At 41.3% G+C, this 14,876-nt stretch carries 14 protein-coding genes; 1 reads left to right on the top strand and 13 read right to left on the bottom strand.

The genetic code is table 11. The features are described 5' to 3' along the window. Window positions 1-1,133: 1,133 nt before the first annotated feature. From P7J36_RS05500 to P7J36_RS05560, 13 genes are all read right to left on the bottom strand, one after another. On the bottom strand, window positions 1,134-1,454 hold the full coding sequence (locus P7J36_RS05500) for a hypothetical protein (RefSeq protein WP_222353261.1): 321 nt from the start codon (window positions 1,452-1,454) through the stop codon (window positions 1,134-1,136). 3 nt (window positions 1,455-1,457) lie between these two features. Further along, window positions 1,458-2,600 (bottom strand): glucosyltransferase domain-containing protein, encoded by a 1,143-nt coding sequence (locus P7J36_RS05505; RefSeq protein WP_408551671.1) that lies wholly within the window; start codon window positions 2,598-2,600, stop codon window positions 1,458-1,460. Window positions 2,601-2,619: 19 nt separating this feature from the next. Then, window positions 2,620-4,449 (bottom strand): glucosyltransferase domain-containing protein, encoded by a 1,830-nt coding sequence (locus tag P7J36_RS05510; RefSeq protein WP_408551670.1) that lies wholly within the window; start codon window positions 4,447-4,449, stop codon window positions 2,620-2,622. 113 nt (window positions 4,450-4,562) lie between these two features. After that, on the bottom strand, window positions 4,563-6,041 hold the full coding sequence (locus P7J36_RS05515; RefSeq protein WP_408551669.1) for a nucleotide sugar dehydrogenase: 1,479 nt from the start codon (window positions 6,039-6,041) through the stop codon (window positions 4,563-4,565). Window positions 6,042-6,157: 116 nt separating this feature from the next. Next, on the bottom strand, window positions 6,158-7,654 hold the full coding sequence (locus P7J36_RS05520; protein WP_408551668.1) for a polysaccharide biosynthesis protein: 1,497 nt from the start codon (window positions 7,652-7,654) through the stop codon (window positions 6,158-6,160). Further along, a complete protein-coding gene (locus tag P7J36_RS05525) occupies window positions 7,651-8,682 on the bottom strand; it encodes a glycosyltransferase family 2 protein (protein WP_408551667.1) in 1,032 nt (343 codons plus the stop codon). Before P7J36_RS05525 ends, P7J36_RS05520 begins: the two co-directional genes overlap by 4 nt. 2 nt (window positions 8,683-8,684) lie before the next feature. After that, window positions 8,685-9,686, bottom strand: a complete 1,002-nt coding sequence (locus P7J36_RS05530) for a glycosyltransferase family 2 protein (RefSeq protein ID WP_408551666.1) — start codon at window positions 9,684-9,686, stop codon at window positions 8,685-8,687. Window positions 9,687-9,688: 2 nt separating this feature from the next. After that, window positions 9,689-10,687, bottom strand: coding sequence for a glycosyltransferase family 2 protein (locus P7J36_RS05535; RefSeq protein ID WP_408551665.1), 999 nt, complete (start codon window positions 10,685-10,687; stop codon window positions 9,689-9,691). After that, window positions 10,684-11,706, bottom strand: coding sequence for a glycosyltransferase family 2 protein (locus tag P7J36_RS05540; protein WP_408551664.1), 1,023 nt, complete (start codon window positions 11,704-11,706; stop codon window positions 10,684-10,686). Before P7J36_RS05540 ends, P7J36_RS05535 begins: the two co-directional genes overlap by 4 nt. Beyond that, window positions 11,703-12,707, bottom strand: coding sequence for a glycosyltransferase family 2 protein (locus P7J36_RS05545; protein ID WP_408551663.1), 1,005 nt, complete (start codon window positions 12,705-12,707; stop codon window positions 11,703-11,705). The genes P7J36_RS05540 and P7J36_RS05545 overlap by 4 nt, the downstream gene beginning before the upstream one ends. Next, complete coding sequence (locus P7J36_RS05550; RefSeq protein WP_408551662.1) at window positions 12,697-13,647, bottom strand: capsular polysaccharide synthesis protein; 951 nt, start codon at window positions 13,645-13,647, stop codon at window positions 12,697-12,699. Before P7J36_RS05550 ends, P7J36_RS05545 begins: the two co-directional genes overlap by 11 nt. Before the next feature lie 70 nt (window positions 13,648-13,717). Continuing rightward, window positions 13,718-14,380, bottom strand: coding sequence for a glycosyltransferase (locus P7J36_RS05555; RefSeq protein WP_408551661.1), 663 nt, complete (start codon window positions 14,378-14,380; stop codon window positions 13,718-13,720). After that, window positions 14,335-14,541 (bottom strand): glycosyltransferase family protein, encoded by a 207-nt coding sequence (locus P7J36_RS05560; RefSeq protein ID WP_408551660.1) that lies wholly within the window; start codon window positions 14,539-14,541, stop codon window positions 14,335-14,337. Before P7J36_RS05560 ends, P7J36_RS05555 begins: the two co-directional genes overlap by 46 nt. 130 nt (window positions 14,542-14,671) lie before the next feature. Here P7J36_RS05560 and P7J36_RS05565 point away from each other — a divergent pair, with 130 nt between their 5' ends. Beyond that, window positions 14,672-14,854 (top strand): 4-oxalocrotonate tautomerase, encoded by a 183-nt coding sequence (locus tag P7J36_RS05565; protein WP_002934978.1) that lies wholly within the window; start codon window positions 14,672-14,674, stop codon window positions 14,852-14,854. Window positions 14,855-14,876: the final 22 nt, after the last annotated feature.

Here is a 14,876-nt window from a genome sequence, read left to right on the forward strand (position 1 = left end):
ATGGAATTACAAGCAGCCACCACCATATTTGTAGTCAATATGAAGCGAATTATGACCTTAATAGACCAAAAGGAAGAGTAGAAAAATAGGAATTCTCCCAATCATTTAGGAGAATTCCTATTTTTTATAAGAGTCGGAGTAACTGGAGACTTTTTCAGTGGGCTCGGTTTTTCAGCTCTTTTTATAAAACCAAAGAATCTCTCCTCAGTTTTATACCACTTCTTTATTCGATTTTGATTGCCTTGAATAGTGAAAAGGGCTGGGGATAGCCCTTTTCAGCTTATCTCCTGAAAATAGGAAAGAGATAAAGAAAGGGAGTGGGAAAGAACTCGACCATTCATAGAAGAGTTCCCCTCACTTCCAAATATGTAGGTTCGGGCTAAAATAGTCCACTGGACTATTTTGACACAAACTTCGTTTGTTTTATTTCCGCGCTCAAACAGTCACTACTCTGACTGTTTGACCTCCCATCCCCGCACAGCTCCAACAGTCAGAGTAGTGACTGTTGGAGGTTGGAAATAAGGCAAACACTGTTCGCAACAATAGTAAAGGTCAGATTTGGAGTGTGAAACACGAATTGCTGAGATTTGCAAAGCAAATCCTATCTCCCACCTTTAACAGTCTCCCAGACTGTTAAAGCCAATCAACCACTGCGCTGAGATGTTGACACGAACTCTGAGTAGTGGAGCTGGGCTTTTTTCCCAGCCTCTAGGTGTTAACATTTCATCTACCCACTACAGTTTTATTTACGTTAAAATAAGGTAAAATAAGTTTCAAGACCATTGATAAACCAAGACTTCGTCATCGTCTTGGATATATATCGTCATTTAGTTTTTCTTTTATTACTTCGTTAACTCGCTTTGCCGTACTCCAGTACAGCCTGCAGCTCGTTGCCTAGTACTAAAAGTAAACTAAAAGACTATAAAAATCTCAAAGGTTGACCAATTGTTGACCAAAAAATACTCTACATATGCAGGGAAGTAGCTCGTGGGAAGTACTCTCAGATCAAAGACAAAGTCGCTAGAATGACATTTCTAACGACTTTCAGAATGAAGACAAACCTCAATCGAGATATTTGTCTTTTTTCCATCTTCTAGCCTAAATTTTTTTCTAAATATAGAGGACATTTCCCCTCAATACACCGCCATATGGATGGTATCACCTTTGATGATGATTTGGTCTGGTGAGAAGGTTGACCAGTCCTTGCTTTTAAAATAGGCTTTTATAGCGGAATCCTTCTCTGTTTTTTCAAGCTTTTCCCCTGTCATATACGTATAGATTGAAAATGGGTAGAGATTTGTAACGGGGCTTTTCACTAAATTCCCCGTGTTAAGTATTCCCGAATGACTATCTATAAAGTCTGTATATTGATTATCCAAGCGAGGATGTGCATCTGTATATATTGCTCGCTTTGTTACTTTTATCTGCGTCTTTTCCTCATAGTCACGAACCATTTGCTATACCACCTGCATACGGTTTTGGTCCAACTGGGTGACGACTATCTGTTGTAAAAATATTTTGTTAAATGTCAGCGTAAGTACTGCTAGATAGAGGGTGACTAGTGTACCTTTGACTAGCTTAGCCTTTTTGAAGTCTAGTCTAGCCAATAATAAGAAGAGACCAACCAAACAAGCAGCCGAATACGTAGACCGAGCACCTGAACCAGCTTTTGTAACCAAACTTAGGGCACATGGCAAAAGAAACAATAAAGGAAGAGCCAGCAAGATAAGCTTCGCTCTCGTCTTCTCAGCTGCTGTTCCATTAAGTTGTCGTTTCACTCTCCAAAGTAGATAGCCAATGGCAAGCAAAAGGGAAAACAAAAGAAAACCATCGGGACCAATGTTGAAACCTAAAATATATGATTTGATCAAACTTTTTAAAAGTTGTAACATTCGAGCGACTAGTCCGAGATTTTCAAGATTAAATCGACCAATGCTAAAGAGTTTTAGGTAAAAAAGTGAAACAAGACCACTCACGACAAATGGGATAGAGGAGATGAGAAAGCTACGAATAGCAGTCTTAACATCTCGTTTTTCCACCGCAAAACACAGACAAAGCATCAAGTACAAGGAAGTAAAGGACTGGTAGGTGAGCATGGATACTGTCGCTAAAACGGTAGAAATCAGGAGCCAATGCGTGATCGGTTTGCAAATCCGTATATAAGTGGCAAGAATAGCCATCAATAAAGCAAACATCATCATACCACGTTCAACAAATAAAAAATAGCTGATAATAAAGGGATTGACCAAGATGCTTAATGACAAAAAAGGAGCCATCAAAGAGGAAGCTACCTCAGTCTTTTCAAACAATCTCGCTAAACACCACACAGACAAGCCCAGAGAACAAAACGCTAAACAACTTGAAATAAGCAAATAGAGTTCTGGTGCTTGATGCAGACTCCCCATCAGGATAAAGAATAAAGACATAAAGGGACGACCATTTTTATGAGACATGTTGATGGCACTTTCCATCCATGTGCGATTAAAATGAAGATACGTATCAACTGTAAAACTCGGATAGAAACTCAATCCAAGGACGAGTAGCAGGAACAGGATTACCCCCCCTGCTACTATTTTTTTATTGTTTTCTTTTGCGGACATGCAATCTCCTTCTCATTTATCATTCAATCAGCTTTCCATCTTCTTTCAAGCGAATGTAAATCATCTTATCATCCCCATAGATAGTGTGGTAGTATGTGTCCACTAGCATAGGAAGATGGGTTAATGTAGGAAGTTGAGTGTCGGGTATGCCTTTAATTGTTTTCACAGTAGGCATGTTATGCAACGTTCTAGGTCCCCAGTACTCCTTATGACTGATTGCTAACATTGGGTAGGCAAGAAACTGCTTTTTTAAGGCCGGTGGCACAGGAATCTTTCCAGGAAAATATACATCTACTGTCTCTTTATTCTTAACCTGTGGTAAGTGACTCAAATCCTCATAGACCAACTGATAACGGAAGTCTTTATAGTCCTTAGAAACTGTCAAAGAATTCCCATAGACCAAACTATAGATAAAAAAGCTGTAGGCAAGGACAAGAATTGGTAAACGAAAAACAGGTCGTCCCCCCTGCTCTACTATAACCAAGCCACAGAGGACAATGACAACTACTAGACCGTACATAGCACGATTATTTAGCTGTGGTTCTACCAGTATGGGATAGAAGCCAAAGGAAAGGAGCAACATCAAGACAAGTGAAACAAGAGAAAAACTAAATCCAAGAAGATTTCTCTTTTTACTAATAAAGTACACTAGGAAACTTCCAAAAATGACCAAAGTGGAAATAAGCCACAAAGGGGTAAACCCATCCCATACCTTGCTAAAATAAGCTGTATAGTTTTTTAGGAGAAACTCAGGAATCTCCGATAGAGGAGGAAGGCTTGCATCAAGGTAAACTCTACGAGGATCAACAATCATAACGACTAGATAGAAATACAGAGCGCCAGCTCCATATCCTAACAGCGACTGCCAGAAGAAGTCAACTAACTCCTGATTCCAGCCCTTCTCCTGCCACATTCTCAGGAGCAATAGGATGACTAGCATGGGAAATATCCCAAAAGAAGCCTGATAGGATGTCAGGACCAGTAAGCTCCCAAGAAAACAAGCCAAGATATACCATCTAGCACCTGAAAAGCGAAACACAAGCGGAAAAACTGCCGCAAGAATCGAAAAAGCCATAAAAGGCGCATCAAACTTGAAGCTGAGATTAGTAATGAAGAAAGGATTTAGCCCCAGTGGCACCAGTGCCACTACTTCCCAAATCGTAAATGCCTTACGCTTATAAAGCAGACCTAATAGGAGGATACCAACAAGAGCTAGGATAGCTACTGCTAGAATCTGACTATAGGGAGAGACATCGACCGCAAACTTGCCTCCAAAAAAATAAATAGAACTTCTATCCGTAAAAAAGCGACTCCAATCATCCCAACCTCGATTACCTCTAAAAAATCGTCCTTGATCATCATTATAGTAAATATTTGCTCTCAAAAGGGCACTAATCCCAAGGAGGTAAATGCCAAACAGGATGGCAAAGCTTTTCTTCGCCGAAAAGACCCACTTCTTCTTGGTCACTACTTCACATGATAGACCCTGCCACCAATTGACAAGTAGTCTATGAAAATGTGATAAAACCTGAGCAATAATCGGAATAGCAAGAATCCGAAGAATGTTAGTGGTGATAAAGCTAATCCCCATCCCACCAAAAAGTTTTGTCACCATACCTCCTGCAATCAAGACTGCTAGAGGGAGGTAAGTCGCATAGCGAGACCAATCATAGATTGACCCTAGCCCATTCTCTTCTCTTATATATATATATACAGCCGCTATCGCTCCCAACATCACCAATAGGGCTAAGGGTGTACGATGAGTGACTGTCAGCATGAAAAAGGCCGATAGCGATAGCAAACTCGCCCATCTAGGCGGAATGATTTTCTGAATCTTCTCTAAAAGCATAAACTTCCCTTCTAAATATTAAGACGTTTTTCTTACATACTCCATCAGCTTTGAAACAAGTAAACAAGAGAGTTGGCGTAGAAGCTACCTCCCCATTCTTTTGTCTTTTTAATCTAATCTCTCTTAAAAATATCTCTAGTGTACACCTTATCTGCTACATCATCTAAAACAGCATCGTAGCGGTTAGCGATGATGGCATGGCTTTTCTTTTTGAAGCTGGCTAGATGATTGACCACCTTAGAGCCAAAGAAGCGGCTACCATTTTCCAAGGTCGGCTCATAGACAATGACCTGTGCCCCCTTGGCTTTTATCCGCTTCATCACGCCTTGAATGGCACTCTGTCTGAAATTATCCGACTGACTCTTCATGGTTAAGCGGTAAATCCCAATCACCAAGTCTTTCTCATTCTCCTGATTATAGCTTCCATGGTCAGTGTAATCATAGTAACCAGCCATCTTCAGCACCTGATCAGCGATAAAATCCTTTCTTGTCCGATTGGCTTCGACAATGGCAGACATCATGTTTTGAGGTACTTCATTGTAATTAGCTAGTAACTGCTTGGTATCTTTTGGTAAACAGTAACCACCATAGCCAAATGACGGATTGTTATAGTGCTGACCTATCCGTGGATCCAAACCGATACCAGTAATAATAGCCTGAGTATCCAAGCCTTTCAATTCTGCGTAGGTATCCAGTTCATTAAAATACGACACACGAAGCGCTAGATAGGTATTGGCAAAAAGCTTCACTGCTTCTGCTTCTGTCGCACCCATCTGTAGCAGTGGTGCATCATTCAAGGCTGCATGAGCAAGTAAATCAGCAAACTGGCTAGAAAGCCCCTGAACCTCTTCACTGTCTGTAGCTTCGCAAGATACGATAATGCGTGATGGATAGAGATTATCGTATAGTGCTTTTGATTCTCTCAAAAACTCTGGACTAAAGAGGATACGATCCGTTTGGAACTGTTCGCGCATCCGCTGGGTAAAACCAACTGGCACTGTTGACTTGATGACCATAACCGCCTGTGGATTGACAGCCCTAACAAGGGCAATCACCGCCTCGACGTGACTAGTATCAAAATAATTTTTCGCACTATCGTAGTTTGTTGGAGCAGCAATCACGACAAAATCTGCTTCAGCATAGGCCGTCTCAGCATCCAAGGTCGCTGTCAAGCTCAAGTCCTTTTCAGCCAGATAGGCTTTAATATAGTCATCCTGGATGGGAGAACGACCAGCCTGTAAAAGCGCCACCTTTTCCTCCACGACATCTACTGCGGTGACATCATGGTATTGTGCCAGCAGAACAGCCAAGGAGAGGCCGACATAACCAGTCCCAGCCACTGCAATCTTCGCCCGAGAAGGGAGGTCTCGCTCCTTCTTTTTCTCCACATAAAAATCCGTCACATCACATGCCAATGCCTGAGCCAGCAACTCCAACTGAGCTAGACTGGGAGTATGTTCTCCCTGCTCAATACGACTGATGACAGAGCGATTGATGCCTGTCCTATCTGCAATATCTTGCTGTGACAAGTTGTCTTGACGACGTTTGTTTAGTAATGTATTCGCTAAAACTGCTAATGAAAATTGTTTCATCACATCTATCTCCTAACATGATTGATAAAATCTATTATACTATTTGTGACGAAAACAATCAAACCGTGAATTTGTTGCGATATTTATCCACAAAAATGTTTCATTTAAGAACACCATTACCCAAATACTCTTACTACAAGTTTTTTCGTCAGTTGTCGAAATTCCTGGCTCAAGACCCAGTTACAGACAAATAAGAGTACGGCTACATATACAAGTGCCGCAAGCCCTGGAAGGATAAAATCGAGATAGCTCGAGACCTGAAATGGATATAGGAATTGAAAAGACAAGCCCACCACCACGATAAACAAAGCACCGCCAACACTCATCAAAAAAGATTTTTTTCCATTTATATAGAGTATCTCTCGGCTCAGATAGTGATTATTGTAAAACAGGCGGTATAAATTGGCAACGACTGCTGCTACCGCCAAGCCCACAAGACCAACGAATAAAAATAAAACAAGAGACAAGACGATGAGCACTATAGACTCAAAAATAAAACTCTTTCGATTCCTTTCCCAATGCCCTGCCGCCTTAAAAGCGTAGGAGGACATAGCCCGTGCATTTTGTAAAAAGTCAGCCACAAGGTAAACATAGGCAAAGAGAGGTTGTACATAGTCTGCCCCTGAAAATTTTCTCGCATAGTGAGATAAAAATGCCATGAAGAGACAAGCCGCCACCGTATAGATAAAAACAAACCAATTATGCCAGAGATAGACCTGATGCTGGTAACTCTTTCGCGTTTCCTCGATTGACTTCGTGGCTAACTGATGTCCCAAAACAAAGTCTAGATTATTAAAAGCCGTGATTGCTAGACTGCTAAACATGGATACAAATCTCGTATAGAGCGTAAAAACGGACACCAGAGCTAGCCCATTGAAATACGAAATAATAAAAATAGCACTGGAGTTTCGAGTGGTATAAAGGATATGGTCAATGACCGCCAGAGGATTATTTTTCAAAGGGATAACTTCTGTCGATTCATTCTTGAGAAAAGGATAGTGTCGCTTCACATACAGCCAGATTAGGATAGGAGTTAACAAGCCAAGTCCAGCCATCAAGCTCTTATAGCCAAGATAGGAAATTCCTGCTGTTACAGCCACAATCACAGAAAGCTGCGTCACGACCCGTATCCCAATACCGATGCTCATGGATACATAGGACTTCCCATCTGCCCGAAGCAACATCCGATGCTTGCGGCGAAACATATACTCTACAAACGTACCGAATGCTGAAATAAGAGTCAATACAAGTATGGTCCAGCGGTCAAACGGCATCTGGATAATAAAGGGCAAACCAATACCAATCAACAGTGCATACAGTACAAACATCAACCCCTGCCGTTTAAAGAACTGATCCGCAGAACTCAAAATCGTATTGACTTTCTTATAGTCCTTATCCGCCAAAGGTTTGTAAAGCCGAGCCTGGACAATGGTCGGAACGCTAGAGTCAAAGGCAGCAAAATAACCCAGATAGGCAGACAAGGTAACCCCCAAGCCTCTCAAATCTGATCCAAAATGACTGATAATCAACCCCGGAGCAATTAAGCCAAATACAATCCCAACCAGTTGAGAAAGATAGGAGGTTAAAACCGTTCTAAAAATCTTTTTTTTCATCTTTGTTTTCTCAACTTCCATATCTTTCTAGCATACCAATGATATCCTATCGCAAGATGATAGTGGTGTTTGGCAACGAGCTTCACCAGCTTTTTATAGCGGTGAAAAATGGGCATTGTATCTAGATAGTCAACACTCTCTTGAAAGTAAGGAGATTGACCTAATTGTTTTAAAAACAGATATTTTTCGGTGTAACTTCCACTGCTTCGTAAGCCATTTTTTAGCAACTTCACCTGATTGCGAAGGGCGACTTCTCGCAGAGATTGTTGATAAACGTTTCTCTCTTCCAAAGGATAAGCCTGTAACCGCTCAAAAAGAAGAGCATTGAGATAGCTCCTAATCTGGTAACGCTTCGCTAGTGAGAGTGACATAAACTTGCTCTCCTCGTATATCCGATGAAAATAAAGATTTTCCCCCAGATAATAGGGCGATTGACATTTTTCAAAGAGGACAATCGTAGGCAAGACATCTCCAAATATACTTGAATCATGCTCGCCACATTCCTCTACTGTAGGAGCTAACTCACGTTTAAACGCCTTGTACCACATAGCAGACCCATACTGACTGTAATACCATGAGAGCAAGTCTTTTTTAGCAATCCTCTCATACGACGTAAAAGGAAAGTCCTTACAGGCCAGCTCAAAATCTGCCTGCTCTGAAAAATTGTATAACACCATATCGGCATGGGTCTCTACTACTAAGTTATAAATCTGCTCCAGACAGTCCTTGCGAAGGAGGTCATCATGGTCAAGACTGACGATATAGCGACCTTTTGAAGCTTGATAACCTGTCAAACGAGATGCCAGCTCCCCTTTATTGACCGCATGAGAAAGGATACGCAAGGGCTGATCCAACTTATCCTGATACTCTTGACTGATAGCAACCGTCCTATCTGTCGAACAATCATCCACCAAAACAATCTCAAAATCTTGAAAAGTCTGATAACGACAGGATTCTAGAGCCTGTTCCAGATAATCTTCGCCATTGTAAACAGGAATATTGATCGAAAAAAAAGGTCTGTGACTCATTTTCAAAATAACCTTCTCCAAATTCTTGATAGGTAGGTAGTGAGATACGCTACTGACGCTAAAATAGGGTAACGATGAACCGTAAACCAGCGACGTTGCTGAGGAGTGACTGCATCAAACTCCAGATAGGCCAGGCTCTGCTGAAAGACAGCAGAGGAACGCGCATGCCTTAATCGTTTCAAAAAATCAAGATAATTCTTCGCCGCTGAAAGATAGAGAGCGGAAAACCAGCTCACTCGACGAACCAAGCTGGACTTTACAACATCACCAAGTTTTTTATACTTTTCTTGAAAATAAAGCTCTAGTTCCACTTTTGAGTCAAAAAAATATGTGTCCAGTGTATTACTCAAACTATTTGGAACCTGTCGATAAAAATAATAGGCTTCATCGATAGAAAGTGGTTTCTGAGCATGCTCCATCACATAAGCGGAAACAACGGCATCCGTACCTGTTCGAAAGTCAGGCAAGTCCTTGTAAAAATCAGTAGGTGGGCAAAGCGAACGGTGAAAGACTTTAGTCCACAGTGTCATCAGATTCCCTTTACTAAAAAAAGCATCTAACACTTGCTTAGGTTCTAAAATCTCATCTGTCGGAAAGTGACAAGGTCTTTTTTTCCTTGAAAAATCAGCTTTGATAGAATAATTTGTCAACACTAGATCCGTACCCGTCTTCTGTATCCGTTGAAAGACCCCTTCAAGATAGTCATGTCTCATCTTATCGTCAGCGTCAATACAGAGGATGTAGTTTCCTCTAGCTTTTTCCATCCCTAAAGCACGCGCAACTAAGGGGCCTTGATGAGGAGTTTGAATCAGGGTTATCTGCTTCTCATACCGCTTCTGAAAGTCTGTGACAATCGCCACACTACCATCATCTGACCCATCATCGACCGCTATCAATTCAAAGTCTTGGTTGGTCTGCCCAAATACAGCTTCCAAAGCCTCTACCAGATAGGGCTCGGCATTGTAAATCGGCATGACAATCGAAAAAAGGGGGGTGTGACTCATTTTCAAAATAACCTTCTCCAAATTTTTAATAGATAGGGAACAACATATGCTAACGGGTCTAGGATGGGATAGCGATGAACGGTAAACCAGCGGCGTTGGTAGCGAGTGACTTCGTCAAAATTCAGATAGACCAAGCTTTGCTGAAAGACAGCAGAGGAACGCACATGCCTTAATCGTTTCAAAAAATCAAGATAATTCTTCGCCGCTCGAAGGTAGAGGGTGGAAAACCAACTTATACGACGAACCATACTGACTTTTACAACATCGCCAAGGTCCTTGTACTTTTCTTGAAAATAAAGCTCTAGTACCACTTTTGAATCAAAAAAATTTGCGTCCAGAGTATTACTCAAACTATTTGGAACCTTACGATAAAAATAATAGGCTTCGTCAATAGAAAGTGGTTTCTGTGCATGCTCAATCACGTAAGCAGAAACAACGGCATCCGTACCCGTTCGAAAGGCAGGCAAGTCCTTGTAAAAACCAGCAGGTGGACAAAGGGAACGGTGAAAGACTTTGCTCCACAATGTCCTCAGATGCCCTCTTCTAAAAAAAGTATCCAACACTTCTTGCGAATCTAGTAGCTCGTCCGTTGGAAAGAGGCAAGGGCGTTCTTTGTTGGAAAAATCAGCATAGATAGAATAATTAGTCAATACCAAATCAGCACCAGTCTTTTGTATCCGCTGGAAGACCCCCTCAAGATAGTCATGTCTCATCTTATCATCTGCATCAATGCAGAGAATATAGTCACCTTTAGCCTTTTCCATTCCTATGGCACGTGCTACTAATGACCCCTGATGAGGACTTTGAATCAAGGTCAGTTGCTTCTCATACCGCTTCTGAAACGCTTTGACAATCGCCACACTGCTATCATGTGAGCCATCATCAACCGCTATCAATTCAAAGTCTTGGAGGGTCTGTCCAAAAACAGCATCCAAAGCCTCTACCAGATAGGATTCAGCATTGTAGATTGGCATGATAATAGAAAAAAACGGTTTATTCATCTAGCCTCCCTTTGCAGATACCATTTTCTGATGCGTCCCAATGGAAAATACAACAATAACATTGGGTGTGTAAAGCGATGCTCAACAAGATACAAGAATACCTTATCACTAAAACGCAATTTTGCGGAACTCCCAACTGCTATCGCTCTCTTGAAAAACAAAGATTCCTTGATATGCTGAGTATTTTTTAATATATCACTTAAAGGACTTGAGAGCAGTAATCGTTTTCCTGACCAAGAAACACGTCTCATCAAACGTTCCGCCATCTCCACTGGCAAATCTGTCGCGTATTTTTCATAAAAATACCAATCTGAAAAGGCTACTGAGTCAAAATGTTTTACCGTGTAAGAGTTACTGAGGCTACTTGGCACAAATCGATAATAATAGAGTGCCTCATCAAGAACAACAACATGATGGATGTTTGAAAAAATGGCTTCAATGGTCACTAAGTCAGAACCACATACTAATCGCTGAAAAGACCCAAAAAAGTGGTCATCTGGTAAAAAACGTGACTGAAAGACCGTACACCACAAGGTCATTAGCACACGATTTGCCAGTATCATCTCTTTCACAACCTCTGGTCCAGTCATCTGACGATGAACATAAGGAGTGTAATCAACAGGCTTTTGTGAAAAATCTATCCGACGAGAAGAGTTAATCACCACAGCCTCTGCCTGCGTCTCATCAATCGTTTGCCTAACCATTTCTAAATAATCCGCTCTCAAGACATCATCCGCATCCATGCACAGGCAATACTGACCTCTCACCTCTGCCATGCCTGTCGCACGTGTCAAAAGTAAGCCCTTGTTTTCAGGATGAGAGTAGAGGCGGACTTTATCCTGATGCGAAGCGACAAACTCCTGACAAAGCGTCTCAGACTGGTCAGTCGATGCATCATTGACCAAGATCAGCTCAAAATTCTGATAGGTCTGAGCTAGAACAGACATAATCGCCTCAGTTAAATAGAGCTCCGCATTATAGACTGGCATGACAATCGAGAAAAAGGGATTGGTCTTCATAATAACCTCCTTAAACGCTTTCTATACCAATTGATAGCCAAAAGCAAATGTAGGATTCGGTAGTTCAAGAGTAAGAGAAATAGGCGGTCATACTGTGACTGCGTGTCTTTCTTTATTTCCATTACCTTCCTAAAAACGAGAGACTGACGAATCACCCTTGCTCTATCACACACTTCCTTGAAAGATTTACTTTTTAGCAACACTTTTTTGCTACACCAGAGAAATCTCCTTACCAAGTATGCATCCATTTTTTCTGGAAATTTCTTATGATAACTATCATACAAATACAAATCTGTCTGGGCATACACTTCAAAGTTAGTTATATTGAAGCTATGGCTCAAACTTGTTTCTACCTGACGGTAATAATAGAGAGCTTCATCTAAAACAATCGCTCTTTCTACCCTTGCCAAAATATGATGCAAGGTTATCCGATCCACACTCCGAACAAAGTACCCAAATTGTTGGTTAAAAGCTTGATCGGGTATAAAAGAAGCCTTAAACACCAATTGCCATACAGTTGTCAACTGAGTCTTTTCCAGAAGTAGTTCTTCAATGACTTCCAAGCCCGTCATTTGACGATTCAGAAAAGGACTAAAATCTCTTCGCTTGACAGAAAAATCTGCCTCCATCGAAAAATTGATCACCACCGCTTCTGCCTGCGTCTCATCAATTGTTTGCTTGACAAGCTCTAGATAGTCCACCCGTAAGACATCATCCGCATCCATACATAGGCAATACTGACCACGTACTTCTTCCATACCTGTCGCACGTGTCAGAAGTAAGCCCTTATTTTCAGGATGAGAGTAGAGGCGGACTTTGTCCTGATGCGAAGCGACAAACTCCTGACAAATCGTCTCGGACTGGTCAGTCGAGGCATCATTGACCAAAATCAACTCAAAATCCTGATAGGTCTGAGCTAGAACAGACATAATCGCCTCAGTTAAATAGAGCTCCGCATTATAGACTGGCATGACAATCGAGAAAAAAGGCTTAGTCTTCATTGGTCTCCTTTACGTTTGGAAAAAATGGACGATAAATCATATCCGCATAACTGCCATCGAGAATGGATTTACGATAAAATTTCCAAGAAAATTTCACTATGGGACTTGTCTTTAGCACTTCTTGCCATCGCTTCTCATCAAATGGTTCATTAAAATGAACAGACACGAAATCTCTATTTTCAATCCCAGAAACAATAGGCAGGTAATCAATCACCTCTCGAAACTCAGGATGAAGCCGGTAATGAATATCTTGAAATAAATCAATCGTATAGTTGATAGGATTATCCACTTGACTAAAATAGTAAAGCAAACAATCACGGATATAGCGTACATGAGGATTTCCCTTCTTTGCAGAAAAACAAAACGAAGTCCACCGCCCTTGCTCTATCCAATATAGATAATAGTTTCTGACACTTTCAATCTGATGTCGAAAGGCAAAAAAATCATTTGCAAACAAATGACTGTCTAATTGGTCAGTGACATAAAGCGTCGCATCCATCCAAACGCCACCATGTTGGGCAAGCAGAGCATAGCGAACATAGTTTGAAAAAGGGGTAAACGCCATCTTTTTTCGTGCCAGCTTATCCAACAAATCCTCTGGAATCGCTATATAATCAGCCAGATTATCCTTTGTCAAGAAGATGTGCTGGTAACCATTTTTCTGTGCAAAGCGTTTTTGACTCTCAATCGCATGGCGACAGACTGCGGGAAGCTCTGACTCACCCTGCCACCACAAGGTCCAGATGATTGGTGTTAGGGAGTCAGCTGTATTGTCATTCTCTAAATAAGCAGAAAACGGAGACAAGTGACGAGTAACTGTCTTCTCATAAAAACGTGAATGAACTCGCCACTTTAGGCGCGAAAGCTGCATTCCCAAAAAGGAATCAGGCTTTATGGCCTCTTCAGCCCCAAACTTTGTCAGAACTTTAAACAAAGCCATACTCGGCGACTGTCTGAATACAGTCATAAATTTACCGACATTCCTTATCATCTAGCGACAAACTCCTTTTCTATCTTCGTAGCATATACTTATAAAATGTCCTTTGTGCACGTAAAGGAAGAATCCCCATCATCAAGTGAAGAAGATTTACCGATAGGAAATCCCAGGCTGTCATCTCCTGCCGTCGATAGGAAGCATACCGCAACCGTATCAGTTGCAAGAGACTCGTCCAAGATTTCCGCCTTTTCAAGGTATCGCGGTTAAAGCGGAAGTCAAGCAAAATCTCAGGGATATTGGCCGCACGATAGCCATGATGAAGCATCCGCAACCACAAATCCCAATCTTGATTGTAGCGAATGGTAGGATTATATCCACCAACTGCATCAACCGCCGATTTGCGAAACATGACACTTGAGTGATTAAATGGATTTCTTCGTTTCGAAAAATTCATAATCGCCTCGTGATTCAAGGGAACTTTTCGGATACTCAGTGATTCGCTAGTCGTTTCTTCAAATTCTGATACATAACTTCCTACAATCGAAAGCGTCGGGTCACTTTCAAAACAGCTCACTTGCTTTTCGCACCGCTCCTGTCGTGAGACGTCATCCGCATCCATACGAGCAATCAAGTCTGTCTTAGCAACTGATAAACCAGCCATCAGAGCCGTAGCCAGTCCCGAATGTTTCTCTAAAACCACTTCAACAATGGGAATTTGTGCATTTTTTTTCGGCAATCATTGATAACATCTTGTAAAATAGCTGGAACAGGTCCATCTTTTACAATGATACATTCCTCTGCTGGATAGGTTTGTGAAAGCATACTTTCTATCGCCTCACGAAAATGGTCTGGATTTTCTTCCCGCCATACCGCTAATAAAATCGAATACGGCTCCATGTTCCTCCTTATTGTTGATTGCGATATTATTATAACAAAATATAAATATATTTTGCAATACATTATGAAAATATCCTTGGAGAATCATAAAAACTATGGTACAATAAACGAAAAATAAAGGAGGAAATATATGCCGTTTGTACGTATTGATTTGTTTGAAGGACGCACAGAAGAACAAAAGATTGCCTTAGCACGTGAAGTTACCGAAGTTGTATCTCGTAATACTAATGCGCCAAAAGAAGCCATTCATGTCTTCATCAATGACATGCCTGAAGGAACTTACTACCCACAAGGCGAAATGAAGCGCAAATAAGAGAAAACACTCTTGCACAATG

It is taken from the genome of Streptococcus suis (assembly GCF_046032115.1).
Classification (GTDB): Bacteria; Bacillota; Bacilli; order Lactobacillales; family Streptococcaceae; genus Streptococcus; species Streptococcus suis_AJ.